The sequence below is a fragment of the Polynucleobacter sp. 73C-SIWE genome (genome assembly GCF_018882465.1).
In the GTDB taxonomy this organism is placed as follows: domain Bacteria; phylum Pseudomonadota; class Gammaproteobacteria; order Burkholderiales; family Burkholderiaceae; genus Polynucleobacter.
This window is the reverse complement of sequence record NZ_JACVOK010000002.1, coordinates 384,260-403,386: the sequence shown is the minus strand read 5'-3', so window position 1 is coordinate 403,386 and position 19,127 is coordinate 384,260. Positions and strand designations below refer to the sequence as shown.

Here is a 19,127-nt window from a genome sequence, read left to right as displayed (position 1 = left end):
CCAAAAATAGCGAAAACCCTAAGAAATTAAGCTTTTTTGCTTAAATCTACTTGTTCAGGATCTTGTTTGTAGACCAATAAGGGCTTTCCACCCTCTGCAATGCTCGATTCGTCGATAACTACCTTTTGTACATTCTTCAGCGAAGGTAGGTCATACATAACATCCATTAAAGAGCCTTCTAGAATCGATCTAAGGCCACGGGCACCTGTTTTACGAGCGATCGCCTTCTTAGCGATTGCCGATAGCGCCTCAAGACGTACTTCAAGCTCTGAGCCTTCCATGGTGAGCAATGCTTGATATTGCTTCACGAGGGCATTCTTAGGCTCCGTCAGAATTTGAATCAATGCTTCTTCATCTAACTGAGCCAATGTGGCAACTACGGGTAGACGGCCAATTAATTCTGGGATGAGGCCAAATTTGATTAAGTCCTCAGGCTCAACCTCAACTAACAAATCACTTACACCTCGATCATCTTTACCTGGGACCGTCGCATTAAATCCAATACCAGTCTTAGCTGTTCGCTGTTGAATCACTTTTTCAAGGCCATCAAAAGCACCGCCGCAAATAAACAAGATATTGGTTGTATCAACTTGCAAGAAGTCTTGATTGGGATGCTTACGGCCACCTTGGGGTGGTACGGAAGCCATGGTGCCCTCAACGAGCTTTAATAAGGCCTGTTGAACACCTTCACCTGAAACATCTCGAGTAATGGAGGGGTTATCCGACTTGCGTGAGATCTTATCAATCTCATCGATATAAACAATACCGCGTTGCGCCTTTTCAACGTTGTAGTCGCAGGCTTGCAATAACTTTTGAATGATGTTTTCAACGTCTTCACCGACATAACCTGCTTCAGTCAAGGTCGTTGCATCAGCCATCACAAATGGAACATCGAGCATACGCGCTAATGTTTGAGCTAAAAGCGTTTTACCTGAACCTGTTGGGCCAATCAGCAAAATATTGCTCTTTGCCAACTCAACACCATCTACTATCGCCTTGGCTGGTAATTTAGATTCTTTTTTATCTGCTGCCTCAACAGGCTTGCCGTCCTTATCAAGCTTCTCTTTTTTTGGCTTAGGAAGATATTGCAGGCGCTTGTAATGGTTGTAAACAGCTACTGCCAAAGTCTTTTTGGCATGGTCTTGGCCGATTACGTATTGATCGAGGTTTTCTCTGATCTGATGAGGCGTTGGTAAAGAATCATCGCCCTCTTCCTTTGGAAGCTTGGCAATCTCTTCTTGAATAATGTCTGTACAAAGATCAATACACTCATCGCAAATAAAGACGGATGGGCCAGCAATTAATTTCTTGACCTCATGTTGGCTTTTGCCGCAGAAGGAACAATGTAAAACTTTATCTGTTGTGCTGGTAGTTGTATCGCTCAAAATAGGCTCAATGAAGTATTAGGGGCGCTTCTCAATGACTTTATCGATCAAGCCGTAGTCACGAGCCTGCTCTGCTGACATAAAGTTATCACGATCGGTATCTTTAGCGATGGTCTCAATTGACTGACCAGTACGGTCGGACAAAATCTTATTTAAACGTTCGCGCAAATACAGAATTTCACGGGCCTGAATCTCAATATCGGATGCTTGGCCACGTGCTCCACCTAATGGTTGATGAATCATGACGCGAGAATTTGGCAAAGCATAGCGCTTACCTTTTTCACCAGCACATAACAAGAATGCACCCATGCTAGCCGCCATACCCATGCACAAAGTGCTTACGTGTGGCTTGATAAATTGCATGGTGTCGTAAATAGCAAGGCCTGCAGACACTGAACCGCCAGGGGAATTGATATAGAGAGAAATCTCTTTATCTGGATTCTCGCTCTCTAAAAATAATAGTTGCGCAATAACGAGGTTGGCAGTTTGATCGTTTACCTCGCCTACCAAGAAAACAACGCGCTCTCTTAATAGACGGGAGTAAATATCATAAGCACGCTCACCTCTACCGGAGGTTTCTATCACCATTGGAACCAAACCTAGAGCTTGAGGTTCTAAGTTTTCAGACTGAGAATGGTTTTGGTTCATTTACGGCGGCCCTCTTTAAGTAAATTGATAGCTTCTCTAACTTAGTGTAGTTTGCTTAGCTCTTCAAAGCTTATCGCTTTATCGCTAACTTTGGCAAGTGATGTGAAATGTTTGATCACATTATCTTCAAGTACCAGGTTCTCGATATCTTTTAAGCGGCTTGGATTGCTATAGAACCAACGAACAACCTCTTTTGGATCTTCATAGGTAGCAGCTTGTTCATCGATTTCAGCTTTGATTTGATCGGCAGTAGCAGCCAAGTTATGCTTTTTAACCAATTCGCTCAGAATCAAACCAAGACGAACACGCTTGAGCGCTTGCTCAGCAAATATTTCTCCAGGAATAGGTGCATCTTTAGCATTCGGTACGCCACGCTGCATTAAGTCTTGACGAGCACCTTCAACGAGACGCTCTTGCTCTGAAGACACTAAGGACTTAGGCACATCCAGTTCGCACAAAGTATTCAGCTTTTCCATCACTTCATTTTTTAGCAAAGAAGTGATGCGGCGCTTTACTTCGCGATCTAAATTTTCTTTTACATCAGCGCGCATTTTTTCAACACCACCCTCTGTAACGCCCATAGACAAGGCAAACGCATCATCTACTGCTGGTAAGTGGGCCCAATTCACTGATTTGACTGTAATAGTGAACTCAGCAGTTTTGCCGGCAACATCTTTACCGTGATAGTCAGCTGGGAAACTTAAAGGGAAAGATTTACTTTCGCCCGGCTTGAGACCTAAAGTTGCAGCTTCGAATTCAGGCAACATGCGACCTTCGCCCAGAACGTATTCAAAGTTATCAGCTTTACCGCCTGCAAACTCAACACCATCAATTTTGCCAACAAAGTCAATCACAACCTGGTCGCCAGTTTGGGCTGCTGTATTGGTGCCGCCGTCGCCATGCGCACCAGCTTCTCCGCGTGGATGGTAGTGAACCTGCTGTTTACGGAGGACATCAATAGCACGATCAATTTCGGCGTCGCCAATCTCTGTTACGTACTTAGTAACTTCAGCATTTGAAAAATCACCGATCTTGACTTCTGGCAATACCTCAAAGAATGCATCGAAGACAATTTTGTCAGCATCTAATTCACTCTTTGGCTCAAGACGTGGTTGACCAGCTAAAGCGATGCTCTCTTTTTTTGCTTGCTCATAAAAAAGTTCGACGGCTTTATCAAATTGCAATTCAAAATCGACTTGCATACCGTGCTGCTTCTCAACGAGATTCTTGGGCACCTTGCCTGGACGAAAGCCAGCCATTTTCATGGTCTTACCAACTTTAGCCAAACGGGCTTCACGTGCTTTAGCCAAATCGGCACGAGCGAATTCCAAAGTCATCTTGCGGTCTAACGAACCTAAATTTTCTATCTGCACAGCTATTCTCGTCTCTTAATTGAAATCAGGATATGTGAAGTCCAAGCCAAGTAGTAATCTTGTGGTGCGAGGAGGGGGACTCGAACCCCCACACCATTTCTGGCGTCAGGACCTAAACCTGGTGCGTCTACCAATTTCGCCATCCTCGCGAATATCCGCAAACTCTGCCAAGCTTAAACTTCACTCTAAAGACCGTAATTCTACAATGCTTGGGGTTTTAGAGGAGCTTTAGGCCTTGTAAAGCAATGCCACAGCATGTACTGCAATGCCCTCACCCCTTCCCAGGTGACCTAAGGATTCATTGGTTTTAGCTTTGAGGTTTACATGGCTGGGGGTAACCAAGAGGTCGGCAGCTATATTTCTGACCATTTCTGGCAAAAATATCGCTAATTTAGGCTTTTGACAAATGATGGTTGCATCCACATTTCCGACCTGAAAGCCGGCAGCCTGAACTTTTTGGAGGGCTGCGCGAAACAAGATCCGGCTATCCATATCCTTGAACTCTGGATCGGTATCTGGGAATAACTGCCCAATATCATTTAGCCCTGCCGCTCCCAGCAAAGCATCGGTCAATGCATGCAGTAATGCATCAGCATCAGAGTGCCCTAACAAACCTTTTTCATATGGCACATGTACGCCGCCAAGAATCAGTTTGCGATCTGCTACCAGAGCATGGACGTCATAGCCCTGACCAATACGGAACTGCGGAACATGAACATTACTTTGTGTCATATGGATTCTCTATGTATCTCTTGTTGGATTCAATAGCAGTTGCATCAATTCCCAATCTGCAGGATGAGTTACCTTGAAGTTTCGTGTAGCACCTTCAATCAATAGTGGTTTCACGCCAACCAATTCCATAGCGCTTGCTTCATCCGTGACATTGGCCTCCAGGCGAATGGCATCCTCTAAGGCGGCATGCAAACTCTTAAGGCCGAACATTTGTGGAGTCTGAGCCTGCCATAAATGCTCACGCGGAATGGTTTTCTCAACATGAGGTATGTTGCCGGCAATGACAGAATCAAGATCTGCTTGTTTCAAAGTGTCAGCCAAACGGACGGCCAATAAACCACCTATATTCGAACCTTGTACCGAAGTAATCAATTTTTCTATGAGCGCTGGCGTAATACCCGGTCTTGCTGCATCGTGAACTAAGGCCCAATCTTCTGCCGGCATTCCAGACTTGAGTAGTGCGGCCAAGGTATTGCGAACAGTCTCTTGACGAGTTGGTCCACCAGTAGGCAAGAAATGAATTGGCTTGCTACCGTTTGCCAGGTTTTTCAGAATAGGGTTATCAATAAAACCAGGCGAAACACCAATCCAGATAGATTCAATCTGGGGAGATTGCATGAAAGCATCGATAGCATAAGCTAGCATGGGGCGACCAGCTAATTGCTGGAACTGCTTCGGTAAATCACCGCCCAAGCGAGACCCGCTACCCGCAGTCGGCAAAAGCGCATGGCATTTCTTGGTGGATTGATTTCCTAAGCTCATACCTGATTCTATAATGAGCCTAGATGTCTGATGCATTAAATCTAGCACCCCCTATACCCGCTCCGCGGGCTGGGCAGCGCTTTACCTTTTCAGGGCTGGTGGGCTCAGCTGATGCAGCCCTGATTGCCCAGACCGCCCTCCGCTATCGTAAGGATTTTTCAGTCATGGTGCTGTTCTGTGCACAAGCACAGGAAGCCCAAAGACTGTTAGAGGAAATCCCTGCTTTTGCACCGCAACTCAAAACACGCCTTTTACCCGATTGGGAAATTCTTCCTTACGATCATTTTTCTCCGCATCAGGACTTAGTATCTGAGCGTTTAGCAACCCTTTATGAACTACTCAATGGCAGCTGCGATATTGTTTTAGTTCCGGTTACTACTGCGCTACAAAGATTAGGTCCGCCGAATTTCTTATCGGGGCATACCTTTTTCTTTAGACAGGGCGACAAACTCAATGAAGCTGCACTAAAGCTACAACTGCAGCAGGCTGGTTATGACCCTGTAAGCGCTGTGATGCGTCCAGGTGAGTACAGTATTCGTGGGGGACTCATTGATCTATTTCCGATGGGATCAAATCTACCCTATCGCTTAGATCTATTTGGCGATGAAATCGAACAGATTCGTTCTTTTGATCCAGACACTCAGAGAAGCCTCTACCCCGTTAAAGAAGTGCGCCTGCTTCCAGGACACGAATTTCCTTTCAATGATGAAGCCCGAACAGCCTTCCGAGGTCGCTGGCGCGAAGTTTTTGAGGGTGACCCTACCCGTTGCTCCATCTATAAAGATGCGAACTTAGGGATTCCTAGTGCGGGAATAGAGTCATATTTGCCAATGTTCTTTGAAGAACAATCCAGTGTGTTTGATTACTTCCCAAGATCGGGTGATCCGGTTTGGATTATTAGCACCGGAGATATTGATGGCGCAATCCGGGGGTTCTGGAAAGACACACTCTCGCGTTATGAATTTCTCAAGCATGATCTTGATCGACCTATCCTTCCTCCTAAAGAATTATTTTTAGATGTCGATGAATTTTTCGCGACTGTCAAACCACATGCTCGTTTAGCTCTTGAAAAAGATACCTCCGAGACTGCGCAATTTATTCCAGTACCAGATATTGCTGTTCATCGCAAAGATGCCGATCCAGTCAGCCGTTTACGTAAATTGGCAGCAACAGAGCATGTCCGAATCCTGCTCTGCAGTGATAGCGCAGGACGGAAAGAATCTATTCGTCAGTTGCTAGATGAAAGCAATTCTGTTGCAGGCATCGATGGCAAGCCACTCTTTCAATTAAAGCCTGAAGGCTTTGATTCGGTTGCCGACTTTATCAAAAGCGAGTCTTTATTTGGATTCACAACCGCCCCACTTTCTAATGGCTTCTCTTGGCCTGTCCAGAACCTCATCATCATTACCGAGGCGGAGTTATTTACATCAACTGCAAGACAGCGACGCAAAGGTAAAGGATCCGAAAGCGCTGATCCTGACATGCTCTTTAAGGATTTATCAGAGCTGAAGATTGGCGATCCTGTAGTGCATGCTGAACATGGTGTTGGACGCTATCAAGGCTTGGTGTTATTAAATTTAGCACCACCTAAAGAAGCGCCTATTTTTGAGGAGTTTCTCCATCTTCAATACGCTGGTGAGGCCACCTTATATGTTCCAGTTCAGCAATTGCAAATGGTCACTCGCTACGCTGGCTCTGATCCTGATTCTGCGCCGCTACATCAACTTGGTTCTGGGCAGTGGGATAAAGCCAAGCGCAAAGCAGCTCAACAAATTAGAGATACTGCTGCTGAACTTTTGGGACTATATGCAGCCCGAGCGATTCGTAAAGGTCATGCCTTTGAGTTTTCTGCACATGATTACGCTGCGTTTGCTGAAAGCTTTGGCTTCGAAGAAACGCCTGATCAAGCCAATGCGATTGCCGCAGTTATTGGTGACATGACTAGCGGTACACCAATGGATCGCCTCGTTTGTGGTGATGTTGGTTTTGGAAAAACAGAGGTGGCGCTAAGAGCTAGCTTTGTTGCCGTCATGGGCGGTAAACAAGTAGCCATTCTGGCACCTACAACCTTGCTCGCTGAGCAGCACGTGGCTACCTGGAAGGATCGTTTCGCAGATTGGCCAGTGCGGATTGTTGAACTCTCCCGTTTTAAAACGACGAAAGAGATTAACGCGGCATTAGAAGCTATAGCCAAGGGTGAGGCTGACATCATTATTGGTACGCACAAGCTTCTCTCCAAAGAGACCCAATTTGCAAATCTTGGTTTAGTTATTGTGGATGAGGAACATCGCTTTGGCGTGCGTCAAAAAGATGCTCTGAAAGCCTTGCGCGCTGAGGTTGATATCCTAACTCTCACAGCCACACCTATTCCAAGAACACTAGGTATGGCGATGGAGGGTTTGCGCGAGTTCTCGATTATTGCTACAGCGCCTCAGAAGCGCCTTGCTATTAAAACCTTTGTACGTCGTGAAGGTGACGGCGTGATTCGTGAAGCAGTTCTACGAGAAATTAAACGCGGTGGACAGGTCTACTTCTTACACAATGAAGTTGAAACCATTCAGAACCGTAAGCATGCGTTACAGGAATTAATTCCAGAAGCAAGTATTAGTGTCGCTCATGGCCAAATGCATGAGCGTGAGCTGGAATCCGTCATGCGTGAATTTGTGACGCAAAGAACGAATATTTTGTTATGCACCACCATTATCGAAACAGGCATTGACGTACCTACCGCCAACACCATCATCATGCATCGCGCTGATAAATTTGGTTTGGCGCAATTACATCAACTTCGTGGTCGTGTTGGCCGCTCCCATCACCAGGCCTATGCTTACTTACTGGTTCCAGACCCGGAAGCCTTAAGCAAACAAGCGCAATTACGCCTCAACGCAATCCAAGCCATGGAAGAGCTTGGCTCAGGTTTTTATTTGGCGATGCATGATCTAGAGATCCGGGGGGCTGGAGAGGTATTAGGCGATAAGCAGTCTGGTGAGATTCATGAAATCGGTTTCCAACTTTATACAGAGATACTTAATAGAGCTGTAAAAGCACTACGTAGTGGAAAAGAACCTGATTTACTATCGCCACTCCAAGCAACTACTGACGTTAATCTTGGTGTCCCTGCTCTACTTCCTGAGGACTACTGTCCTGATGTGCATGAGCGGCTCTCTTTATATAAACGCTTTGCCGGTACTAATGACTTTTCAGAACTCATGGGATTGAGGGAAGAGCTAGTAGATCGCTTTGGAGATCTTCCAGACCAAGCCAAGTCTTTCTATGAAACCCATCGCCTGCGCCTAGAAATGACTGGCTTTGGCATCAAGAAAATTGATGCAACGCCAGCGTCTATTCAGATTCAATTTATACCGAATCCACCCATTGACCCTTTGAAGATCATTCAATTGATTCAAAGCTCTAAGAATATTCAGCTCAACGGTCAGGATAAGCTCAAAGTATTACCCCAAAAGGATCGGGAATTTGAAAAGCTTGAGCAACGATTGGATGCGATCCGTCAAATATTACGACGCCTGAATGAGTCTGCCGTTCTAAGCCCAGCGAAAGCCAATTGATCATTCGGCATTATGATTAAGTTATGCCAAAGCAAACCCTCGTAGCCCTATCTAGAGAGCCCATATCTGAAAAGCTAGTCTTTGAGCTTAAGGATCAGGCTATTGGGTATGGAATAAATCTGCATTCTCTTGGGGGGCAGATTTCGAATGGTACTTACTATTGCGATCGCTGGGAGCCTAGCCAAGAGTTTGCTGCTACGCAAAGAGAGGATCTGCGCTCTATTGCAACACGGTTTAATAGCGACCTCTGCTTCTTAAATGCTGATCTCAAGGCTGGTGATATTAAAGTACTGGCGATGGATATGGATTCCACTCTCATCAATATCGAATGCATTGATGAGATTGCGGACTTTACCGGAAAAAAAGCAGCTGTAGCCCAAATTACAGAAGCAACTATGCTCGGCGAGATCAAAGATTTTAAGGAAAGCTTGCGTCGCCGCGTCGCCTTACTCGAGGGCGTATCAGCTGATTCCCTGGAATCGGTTTACCGGGAACGTTTAAGCCCGAATCCGGGTGCTCAAGAGCTATTAGCGGGCGCCAATGCTCGCGGCCTCTACACACTGTTAGTTTCTGGTGGATTTACTTTTTTCACTGAAAAACTTCGGCTGCAATTGGGCTTTAAGCAGGCTCAAGCAAACACGCTTGAAATCATTGACGGCAGGCTGACAGGCAAAGTGCTCGGAGATATTGTTGATGGGGTAGCTAAAGCCGCCTATCTGGATGAAGCTTGCAGCTTATTAGGCTGTACCAAAGCCAATGCCATCACTATGGGTGATGGAGCAAATGATCTCATGATGATGAATGGATCCGGCATCAGCATTGCCTACCAAGCTAAGCCTCTTGTCAAAGAAAAAGCCGACGCGGCTTTTGACCGAGTCGGCTTAGATGCTGCCTTACTACTAATCTCTTAGGTAGTTAACCTAAAAGATTCTTCGTAAATCTTCTGCCTGATTTTTGAATTACAGACGCTCAAAAATAGTTGCAATACCTTGACCACCACCAATACACATCGTTACCAAAGCATATTTGCCTTGAACGCGCTGGAGTTCATGAATAGCCTTAGTCGCAATAGCGGCACCAGAGCAGCCAATTGGGTGACCCAAAGCAATTGCACCACCATTCACGTTAGTTTTAGCTGGGTCTAAACCAAGACCCTTTGTTACTGCTAAAGCCTGTGCCGCAAATGCTTCATTAGATTCGATTACGTCGATTTGATCTAATTTCAGACCAGCACGCTCAAGAGCAAGCTTAGTTGCAGGGATAGGGCCTTCACCCATGATGTGATTCGGAACCCCAGCTACTGCGTAAGACACTAAACGTGCGATTGGCTTATGACCAGCTTTCTTCGCAGTCTCTGCATCGGCCAAGACAAAGAATGCTGCGCCATCATTAATACCAGAGGCATTACCAGCAGTAACTGAACCACCCTCCTTCTTAAACACGGCCTTCATCTTGCCCAGAGTTTCCATAGTGGTATCTGGTTTGCAATGCTCATCAGTATCAAACACGATATCGCCTTTGCGAGACTTAATCGTAATTGGAACAATTTGAGACTTGAAGCGACCTTCTTTGATTGCGTTAGCAGCACGGCGATGTGACTCAACAGCCAATGCATCTTGCTCTTCGCGAGTCAGCTTCCATTTTTCAACCAGGTTCTCTGCAGTTACGCCCATGTGACCAACGCCAAATGGGTCGGTTAAGACAGCAACCATCAAATCGAGCATTTTGGTATCGCCCATGCGAGCACCACTGCGCATTGCTGGTGATCCGTACATTCCGCGTGACATCACTTCAACACCGCCACCAACACCGTAATCACAATCACCCAACATAATTTGCTGCGCAGTAGTCACGATTGCTTGTAAACCAGAGCTACATAAACGGTTCAAGGCCATTGCCACAGATTCCATTGGCAACCCCGCCTGAATCGCAGCAACACGAGCAACATAAGCGTAACGACTATCTGTTGGAATGGTGTTTCCAACAGTTACATAATTAATCAATGAAGGATCCACACCAGAGCGGGCAACCGCTTCTTTCATGACAATGCCGCCAAGTTCGGAGGGCTCAAAGCTACTGAGGGAGCCATTAAAGGCGCCAATAGCGGAACGAACAGCACTTAAGACAACGACATCACGACTCATAACAATCCCCTTAGCTGAGCCCAAAAATAGGCTTAATTAATGATACAACCTTCATTTTTATTACATTCGTCAAGTTTCGGCTATTAGGTCATGCCCTTGGGAGCTTATGACCGTTGCACGGATGATTTCACCTACCCGATAGCGTTTTGATGGCTTGCTGGCTGGCAAAATGCGTACCAGACCATCAATTTCAGGGGCATCACCAATAGTTCTGCCTATTCCACCAGATTCATCAATTCGATCAATCAGCACCTGAACTCGTTTCCCTACTTTTTTAGCAAGACGTTGAATCGAGATTTCTTCTGCCTTGGCCATAAAGATGGCACGGCGTTCTTCTCGGATTGCATCGGGCACTGGGTTTTCTAATTGGTTTGCAGTTGCGCCATCAACCGGGGAATATGCAAAACAACCTGCGCGATCGATTTGTGCCTCATCCAAGAAGTTCAGGAGACACTCAAACTCTTCCTCAGTCTCCCCCGGAAATCCTGCGATGAAAGTGCTGCGAATCACTAAATCAGGACAAGCTGCACGCCAAGCTTGAATGCGCTCTAAATTCTTTTCCCCGCTAGCAGGTCGCTTCATTCTTTTCAGTACATCAGGATGAGCATGCTGCAAAGGGATATCAAGGTAAGGCAAGACACCATAGCCATACTCTGAAAACTCTGCCATCAAAGGCAAGATGTCATCGACATGAGGATAGGGATAAACATAATGCAATCTTACCCATGCCTGATGCTCACGAGCAATTTGATTTAAGGCATTCACCAAATCAAATAATCGTGTCTTTACCGGTTTGCCATCCCAAAAGCCGGTTCGGTATTGAATATCTACACCATAGGCGCTTGTATCTTGTGAAACAACCAGTAGCTCTTTTACGCCAGATTCAAATAAGCGCTTGGCTTCCAACAATACTTCACCAATTGGTCTTGAAACCAAATCACCACGCATGCTTGGAATGATGCAAAAAGTACAACGGTGGTTACAGCCCTCAGATATCTTTAAATAAGCATAATGTTTGGGTGTAAGCTTTACACCTGCCGGTGGAACTAGGTCTGTAAATGGGTCATGTGGTTTAGGTAAGTGCAAATGAATTGCCTGCATTACCTCATCAGTGGCGTGTGGCCCAGTAACTGCAAGGACTTTAGGGTGAATACTCTGAATGAGATCACTGCCGTCAGCATTCTTCCTTGCGCCTAAGCAGCCAGTAACAATGACCTTGCCATTTTCTGCAAGTGCCTCGCCGATTGCAGAGAGACTCTCTTCAACTGCGGAATCAATAAACCCACAGGTATTGACAACAACGAGGTCTGCACCTGAGTAATCTTTTGCAGTCTCATATCCTTCAGCGCTTAGTTGCGTGAGGATAAGCTCAGAGTCAACAAGCGCCTTAGGGCAACCTAAGGATACAAAGCCGATTTTTCCAGCCACAACTATTCTTTTTCAGATTTAGTGGGCGGCGGGGTAAATGGAAAATTACCAAAGAGATTTTGAGATCCCTGCAATTGCTCTTGCATTTTCACAAACAAATCTTTGCTCTGCTCCATGTAATTACCCATTAATCCTTGCATAAGTGGGTTTTGGAGATTCATCATTTGGGACCATGCTTCTGGTGTGCTACCAGCACCAAGACCTTTGGTTTGATCACCCAATTTATTGTGAATATCAACAAACGACTGCATGGTCTTTTCGAGATAATTTCCCATCAAGCCCTGCATGGAATTTCCATAAAAGCGGATGATTTGAGAAAGCATTTGCGAAGAAAATACCGGCGCGCCGCCAGCTTCTTCTTCGAGAATTATTTGCAGCAAAATGTTACGAGTGAGATCTTCATCTGTCTTTGCATCAATGACTCTGAATACTTCATTTGCCATTACCAAACCCTTGATGTCCGATAAGGTGACATAAGTACTGGTTTGGGTGTCATAAAGACGGCGATTGGGATACTTCTTAATGAGACGGTCTTCGCCAGCTCGTTTTGTACGGGTAACCATTTTTTTCCTTACTGAATACTGCAACGCAACATCAGCTTAGTTTATCTCCACTTTGAAGTAAAGGTAAATCAGCCGTGTTGCGTATTACTTGCTGCGCAGAAAATGCTGCACTGCAGTATTAACCAGTGTGAATACCGCCGTTTAAGGAGAAATCAGCACCAGTTGCATAACCACCATCATCAGATGCAATCCAGCAGCAGATTGAAGCAATCTCTTCAGGTGTTCCCAAACGCTTAACCGGAATGCCAGCAACAATCTTCTCTAGAACATCTTCACGAATAGCTTTAACCATATCCGTACCAATGTAGCCAGGAGAAACGGTATTAACAGTGACTCCTTTGGTGGCAACCTCTTGCGCCAAGGCCATGGTGAAACCATGCAGACCAGCCTTAGCAGTCGAATAGTTACATTGACCAAACTGGCCTTTTTGACCATTAACAGAAGAAATATTGATCACACGACCCCAGTTGTTCTCAACCATGCCATCGATCACTTGTTTGGTCACATTGAATAATGAATTGAGGTTGGTATCAATAACAGCCTTCCAAGCGTCAGGAGTCATCTTTCGGAAAACACTGTCACGGGTAATGCCCGCATTGTTTACCAATACATCAACGCGACCTACTTCTGACTTGACCTTATCAAATGCAGCAACAGTACTATCCCAATCAGATACGTTACCTTCAGAGGCGATAAAGTCATAACCCAAAGCTTTTTGCTCCGCAATCCAACGGTCTTTACGCGGTGAGTTTGGTCCACAACCTGCAATAACCTTAAATCCATCTTTTGCTAAACGTTGGCAAATAGCGGTGCCAATCCCGCCCATACCACCAGTGACATATGCGACTTTTTGAGACATTACTTTCCCCTTTAAAAAACCTTAGTTAATGATTGCTGTTCTTAAGCAGCTTGAGCTGCCTTTTCTTTTACGTATACCCCTGGTGCTGCTTCCATTTTTTTGTACTGAGCATTACCAAATGTCTTGCTAGCTGGTTTTTTCTCACCAGCAAACTGCTCAAGCCACTTGGTGTAGTTGGGCCACCAACTACCTGGAATCTGTTTAGCCTCCTCTAGCCATTCGTTTGCAGTAGCAGCAATCTGATTATTTTCAAAGTAATAGCGTTTATTTTTTGCCGGTGGATTAATCACACCAGCAATATGACCAGAAGCGCCCAGAACAAAGCGATTTTTACCTTTCAGAATATGCGTTGACTCGTAAGCGGATTGCCAAGGGACGATATGATCCTCTTGAGAAGCATATAAATAAGCAGGACACTTGATCTTACCTAGGTCAACTTTTTCACCACAAATCTTCAGCTTGCCAGGCTTTACCAAGTCATTCTGTAAATAAGTGTGGCGCAAATACCAGCAATACATATTGCCCGGTAAGTTGGTTGAATCGCCATTCCAATACAGCAAATCAAATGGTGGCGGAGAATTACCTTTAAGGTAGTTCTCAACTACGTAGTTCCAAACTAAATCGTTAGGACGCAAGAAGGAAAAGGTATTACCCAAATCCAAGCCAGGCATCATGCCGCACTTACCATTCTTGCCGCCTATGGTGTTCTCGCGTAACTCCACCATGCCTTCATCAATGAAGACATCCAAAATGCCGGTGTTGGTGAAATCTAATAGGGTAGTAAATAAGGTCAGGCTCGCCGCTGGGTGCTCATCGCGCGCAGCCAAGACAGCTAAAGCTGAAGTCGTTAAGGTCCCGCCAACACAGAAGCCCAGGATATTAATCTGTTTGGTATTGCCGATTTCTTTAACAACATCAATCGCTTTAATAACTCCTTTACCGACATAGTCATCCCAACTGACCTCGGCCATAGAGGCATCTGGATTTTTCCAGGAAACGAGAAATACCGTATGCCCTTGGGCAACCATATGTCGTACAACTGAGTTATCGGGCTGCAAATCCAAAATGTAATATTTATTGATGCATGGGGGCACCATCAAATAGGGACGCTCAAAGACAGTTTCTGTGAGTGGCGTGTATTGAATAAGTTCAAATAATTCATTACGAAATACAACGTGACCTTCTGTGGTGGCAATATTTTTACCAACTTCAAAGGCGCTCTCATCAGTTTGTGAGACCTTACCTTTTTTCATATCGCCAAGCAGGTTTGCGATTCCTTTTTGAATCGACTGGCCTTGGGTGCTAATAATGTTTTCTAAAACTTCTGGATTGGTCGCAATAAAATTCGATGGGGACAGCGCATCGATCATTTGTTCAGTAGTAAATAAAATCTTTTGTCTTGTCTTTTCGTCTGTATCTACTGCTTTAGCCAGCGACATCAGATGTTTTGAGTTCAACAAATAAGTAGCAGCAATGACCTTACTCCAGGATGAATGCCAAGCCTTACCTGCAAAGCGACGATCCTTAACCTCAATCGCTTCGGGATTAGTTGCAATATGCGCTAGCTCTGCAAAATACTCTTTTTGAATTTCTGCCAAACGCTCTGGTGGAATCATTGCCATATGGTGCGGCGCCAAAGATGGGGTCGCACCGGTATTCATGCCTGCAAACATAGTAGTCTCTTCAATTAATTAAGATCATTCTCGAGCTATAACGCGTATAAGGTTATACGCAATAACCCTAGCCGTAGGGCTAATTTAGTGTTTACCCGCAGAAATTTAGCCTACTGGGATATCCAGACTAAAGAAGCAAACCTGCCAGTGACCCCATCGCGGCGATAGGAGAAAAATCGCCCCCCATCCTTCACGGTACACATCTCTCCACCAAAAAGGGAGTTCACGCCAACCCCCTTCAGTCGATCGCGGGCCAATTGATAGATATCAGCCAAATACTTTCCAGGCTTATTGGGAATGGATGAAAAGCATTTCTGCATATCATGTAGACCAGATTCTTGAAAGCACTGCAATACATCCTCACCCACCTCAAAAGAGTCTGGGCCTATTGCTGGGCCCATCCAAGCAATCAAATCAGCAGCAGTGGATTGATGGGCAAGTTTCAGCATTTCATTGACAGTATTTTCTAGAACGCCAGCAGATAAACCACGCCAACCCGCATGCGCAGCGCCTACAACTGAACCATCGGTATTTGAAAAAAGTACTGGCAAGCAATCTGCCGTCATGATTACCAACACTTCATTCGGAATGTTCGTTACTGCAGCGTCAGCTTCAAATGGCTTACCAATCGATTGTGCGCGACTACTAGGTGTGCTCACTTCAACACTGTGCGTTTGATTTAACCAAACGGGCTCTGATGGCAAATGATTTAGCAGAATTTGACGGTTGGCCATCACCTTGGCATGCTGATCTCCAACATGATCGCCTAAATTCAGAGTCTCATATGGTGCCGTGCTGACACCGCCTTTTCTAGTGGTGAGTAATGAATGAATCCTTTTGGGAACGGGCCATGCAGGCCGAATGAAACTCATGATTGATGATCATTCTGAATGGATGCAAGTAAGGCCTCTTCCTTTGGCAAGACTGCTTCACTCATGCCGATACAGAGCAATAAGTCCATCAGATCGGCGGATGGGAGACGAAACCAAGTCATCCACTCTTGGGCTAGAGGATGTTGCAAACTTAAAGCATATGCGTGCAGAGCTTGGCGCTCAAACGGCAGTGACTTTGCAGCGCCGGGTGTTTTTTTGCGGTAAACCGGGTCGCCTAACAGTGGAAAACCCAGTGATTCCAAGTGAACGCGAATTTGGTGTGTTCGTCCCGTCTCTAGTCGACATTCAAGTAAGGCTAGTGGTGAATCATTAAAGCTGGCCTTTGCCAAACGACGAAATACAGTTGCCGCAGGTTTGCCTTGTGGGCTACCAGCAGCCATTCGAAGACGATCGCGTTGATCCCTACCAACAGAAGCTAAAACTTTGCCTTGACTTGGTGCATCACCCCACACCCAAGCCAGATATCGACGGCCAACAGTTCGTTCTTGTAATTGTCTTACGAGGGATGTTTGGGCTTGAGCAGTTCGTGCAACCACCATTAACCCAGAGGTATCCTTATCCAATCGGTGAACAATTCCCGCCCTTGGTAATGACTTTAGCTCAGGATACCGAAACAAAAGGCCATTTAGTAAGGTGCCAGACCAATTTCCAGCGGCTGGGTGCACAACTAGTCCTGGCTGCTTATTGATCACAATAAGTGAATCGTCCTCATAGATAACATCCAAGGGAATATCTTCGGGACTAAAGGCAAATTGCTCAGGCATTTCTTGCGGAAAGACCTTAATGCTTTCCCCACCTCGCAGCAAATAGCGGGCTTTTGTGACCTTTCCATCCACCATGACGGCGCCTGCCTCGACCCAAGCCTTCAGTCGATTACGGGAATAATCGGGTAAAGACCCTGCCAATACCTTGTCGAGCCTCTCCCCAGCCATCTTTAAAGGAATTTCCAGCGAGATGAAATCCTCTTCATCGATATAATCAACAGGATTCGAATCAGGAGTTTGCGGCAATGCCACGCTTAAAAAGCCTTTCAGTTATGTCCGACGTAATATCAGACGCCAGTTTAAGGCCTACCGGGCACTCTGCCATGCAAAAAAAGCCTACTTTTTTCAGCAACAACCCTCTAAGCCTACTATTGCTGGTAGTGATGGCAGCTCTATTACTCAGTGCTTGTGCTGATGGCCAAAAAGACGATACCGATATTTGGTCTGAGACTAAGCTTTATTCCGAAGCAACAGCCAAATTAAATGATGCTGACTTTGCAAAATGTGGCAAATACTTTGAGAAGTTAGAAGCACGCTTTCCATTCGGCCCCTATTCACAGCAAGCTCAAATTAATGCTGCCTATTGTTATTGGAAAGCTCAAGAACAAGCACAAGCACTTGTTGCCATTGATCGATTTATCAAACTGCACCAAGGAAGTCCTAACTTAGATTATGGCTACTACCTCAAAGGCCTTATTACCTTCAATGATGATTTAGGTTGGCTCGGAAAATTTACAGGTCAAGATCTGAGTGAGCGTGATCCTCAAGCAGCTAAAGATGCTTTTGAGTCTTTTAAGGTCGTTGTCGAACGCTTCCCTAATAGTAAATATGCTCCTGATGCCCTAGATAGAATGCGCTATATCGTCAACTCTCTTGCAGAGGCAGACGTGATTGTGGCTCGTTATTACTATCAACGCGGGGCCTATTTGGCCTCTGCTAATCGTGCACAACTAGTAATTCGAGATTACGATCGCGCACCTGCGGTTGAAGAGGCCCTTTATATTTTGTACAAGTCGTACGAGAAATTAGGAATGGTTGAGCTCAGCAACGATACAGCCCGTGTGTTCAAACTGAATTTTCCAGATAGTCCAATGCTAGAAACTGGACAGCGCGTGATCAAAGAACGCAAATGGTGGCAATTCTGGAATAAGTAATTGTTGCTTTAGTACTCAATAAAAAACCCCATTCAAACTGATTGGGGTTTTTTATTAGGAGCTCTTGCTAATTGCCGATTGCGTAGTTAATTGACAATCACCGGCACCCGTGGAGCAAGTGCACAAAGGAGTTCATAGCCAATTGTGCCACTCATCTGCGCAACATTATCAACCGCAACTCGATCGCCCCAGAGCTCTACAACGCTGCCAATTTTGGCATTGGGGGCCTTGCGTAAATCAATGCTGAGCATATCCATAGATACACGTCCAGCAATTGGGCAAATTACCCCCTTACCTTGGTTTCCATCATCAACCCAAACCGGTGTGCCATCTTTCGCGTGGCGCGGATATCCGTCTGCATAACCACAGGCGACTATACCAATTCTCATTGCTTCTGGGGCCTCAAAGCGACCACCGTAACCGACCCGATCACCCATTTGTAAATCTTGAATATCAATGATTTCACTTTGTAGTTGCATGACTGCTCGCAAATTTGCGTTTTTAATATCTGAGTAGAGCCCTGTTGGTGATGCACCGTAGAGCATAATGCCCGGTCTCACCCAATCCCCAAGAGCATTGCGATGCCACAATATCGCCGCTGAATTTGCCAATGATGTTGGAGCGTCCAAGCCTTTGATAGCATCATCAAATAATTCCACTTGGCTGCCAACAGTTGGTAAACGATCAACTTGATCCGCATTAGCAAAATGAGTCATGTGATGCATCTTGCAGCCAATCGCATGCAAACGATGAAATACCGTTCTGTACGCATCTGGTTTAAAACCTAAACGATTCATGCCCGTGTTCATTTTCAGAAAAACATTAAATGGCTTATGAGATGAATATTTTTCTAGCCATTCCACTTGTGCCTCGCAATGAACAACTAAGTCGCAAGACAATTTTTCGGCTAAGGCCAACTCATCCTCATGAAATAACCCTTCTAAAAGTAGGATTCGACCCTGCCAGCCTTGCTCCCTCAGACGTGATGCATTTTGCATATTTAGAAGCGCAAAACCGTCTGTAGAGGCTAAACCGTTTAGGGCAGCTTCAAAAGTATGTCCATAGGCCCTAGACTTAATTACAGACCAAATCTTAGACTCTGGAGCAAGTTCCCGAACTCTGTTTAAATTGTGTTGAAAGGCCTCAGTGTGAATAGATGCCAAAATTGGTCTATTAATCAGGC

16 protein-coding genes and 1 tRNA gene are annotated in these 19,127 nt (G+C 45.4%); 3 read left to right on the top strand and 14 right to left on the bottom strand.

Going from position 1 to position 19,127, the window contains the following annotated elements; translation table 11 throughout:
- Positions 1–26: 26 nt before the first annotated feature.
- The 6 genes from clpX to ispD all read right to left on the bottom strand — a co-directional run bounded on the left by clpX (position 27) and on the right by ispD (position 4,900).
- Positions 27–1,385 (bottom strand): ATP-dependent Clp protease ATP-binding subunit ClpX, encoded by a 1,359-nt coding sequence (clpX, locus tag ICN17_RS08290; RefSeq protein WP_216237015.1) that lies wholly within the window; start codon positions 1,383–1,385, stop codon positions 27–29.
- 18 nt (positions 1,386–1,403) lie between these two features.
- Positions 1,404–2,033: an ATP-dependent Clp endopeptidase proteolytic subunit ClpP gene (clpP, locus tag ICN17_RS08285; protein WP_087909958.1), complete on the bottom strand. Its 630-nt coding sequence runs from the start codon at positions 2,031–2,033 to the stop codon at positions 1,404–1,406.
- 41 nt (positions 2,034–2,074) lie between these two features.
- Positions 2,075–3,412, bottom strand: a complete 1,338-nt coding sequence (tig, locus tag ICN17_RS08280; RefSeq protein WP_216237619.1) for a trigger factor — start codon at positions 3,410–3,412, stop codon at positions 2,075–2,077.
- A gap of 56 nt (positions 3,413–3,468) precedes the next feature.
- Positions 3,469–3,555, bottom strand: a tRNA-Leu gene (locus ICN17_RS08275).
- 79 nt (positions 3,556–3,634) lie between these two features.
- Entirely contained in the window at positions 3,635–4,138 is a 504-nt protein-coding gene (gene ispF, locus ICN17_RS08270) for a 2-C-methyl-D-erythritol 2,4-cyclodiphosphate synthase (RefSeq protein ID WP_216237014.1), read from the bottom strand.
- Positions 4,139–4,147: 9 nt separating this feature from the next.
- Positions 4,148–4,900, bottom strand: coding sequence for a 2-C-methyl-D-erythritol 4-phosphate cytidylyltransferase (gene ispD / locus ICN17_RS08265; protein ID WP_216237013.1), 753 nt, complete (start codon positions 4,898–4,900; stop codon positions 4,148–4,150).
- A 23-nt stretch (positions 4,901–4,923) separates the two neighbouring features.
- Here ispD and mfd point away from each other — a divergent pair, with 23 nt between their 5' ends.
- Together mfd and serB are read left to right on the top strand one after the other, a co-directional pair.
- Positions 4,924–8,466 carry a transcription-repair coupling factor gene (mfd, locus tag ICN17_RS08260; RefSeq protein WP_216237012.1) on the top strand — a complete coding sequence of 1,181 codons (3,543 nt, stop codon included), beginning with the start codon at positions 4,924–4,926 and terminating at the stop codon, positions 8,464–8,466.
- 23 nt (positions 8,467–8,489) lie between these two features.
- Complete coding sequence (serB, locus tag ICN17_RS08255) at positions 8,490–9,377, top strand: phosphoserine phosphatase SerB (protein WP_216237011.1); 888 nt, start codon at positions 8,490–8,492, stop codon at positions 9,375–9,377.
- Between the two features lie 48 nt (positions 9,378–9,425).
- Here the strand turns inward: serB and ICN17_RS08250 are convergent, their stop codons facing one another.
- The 7 genes from ICN17_RS08250 to ICN17_RS08220 all read right to left on the bottom strand — a co-directional run bounded on the left by ICN17_RS08250 (position 9,426) and on the right by ICN17_RS08220 (position 17,042).
- On the bottom strand, positions 9,426–10,610 hold the full coding sequence (locus ICN17_RS08250) for an acetyl-CoA C-acyltransferase family protein (protein WP_216237010.1): 1,185 nt from the start codon (positions 10,608–10,610) through the stop codon (positions 9,426–9,428).
- Between the two features lie 69 nt (positions 10,611–10,679).
- Positions 10,680–12,038 (bottom strand): 30S ribosomal protein S12 methylthiotransferase RimO, encoded by a 1,359-nt coding sequence (rimO, locus tag ICN17_RS08245; protein WP_216237009.1) that lies wholly within the window; start codon positions 12,036–12,038, stop codon positions 10,680–10,682.
- 2 nt (positions 12,039–12,040) lie between these two features.
- The gene (gene phaR / locus ICN17_RS08240; protein WP_216237008.1) at positions 12,041–12,601 is read right to left on the bottom strand and encodes a polyhydroxyalkanoate synthesis repressor PhaR; all 561 of its coding nucleotides are present in this window, start codon (positions 12,599–12,601) and stop codon (positions 12,041–12,043) included.
- Between the two features lie 118 nt (positions 12,602–12,719).
- A complete protein-coding gene (locus ICN17_RS08235; RefSeq protein ID WP_216237007.1) occupies positions 12,720–13,460 on the bottom strand; it encodes a 3-ketoacyl-ACP reductase in 741 nt (246 codons plus the stop codon).
- Between the two features lie 41 nt (positions 13,461–13,501).
- A complete protein-coding gene (phaC, locus tag ICN17_RS08230; protein ID WP_216237006.1) occupies positions 13,502–15,133 on the bottom strand; it encodes a class I poly(R)-hydroxyalkanoic acid synthase in 1,632 nt (543 codons plus the stop codon).
- A 110-nt stretch (positions 15,134–15,243) separates the two neighbouring features.
- Positions 15,244–16,005 (bottom strand): peptidoglycan editing factor PgeF, encoded by a 762-nt coding sequence (pgeF, locus tag ICN17_RS08225; protein ID WP_216237005.1) that lies wholly within the window; start codon positions 16,003–16,005, stop codon positions 15,244–15,246.
- A complete protein-coding gene (locus ICN17_RS08220; protein ID WP_216237004.1) occupies positions 16,002–17,042 on the bottom strand; it encodes an RluA family pseudouridine synthase in 1,041 nt (346 codons plus the stop codon). Before ICN17_RS08220 ends, pgeF begins: the two co-directional genes overlap by 4 nt.
- A gap of 71 nt (positions 17,043–17,113) precedes the next feature.
- On the opposite strand from ICN17_RS08220, the gene ICN17_RS08215 reads away from it, so the two are divergent.
- Positions 17,114–17,944 carry an outer membrane protein assembly factor BamD gene (locus tag ICN17_RS08215; protein ID WP_255538373.1) on the top strand — a complete coding sequence of 277 codons (831 nt, stop codon included), beginning with the start codon at positions 17,114–17,116 and terminating at the stop codon, positions 17,942–17,944.
- 86 nt (positions 17,945–18,030) lie between these two features.
- On the opposite strand, the gene alr is transcribed toward ICN17_RS08215, so the two are convergent.
- Entirely contained in the window at positions 18,031–19,122 is a 1,092-nt protein-coding gene (gene alr, locus ICN17_RS08210; protein WP_216237618.1) for an alanine racemase, read from the bottom strand.
- Positions 19,123–19,127: the final 5 nt, after the last annotated feature.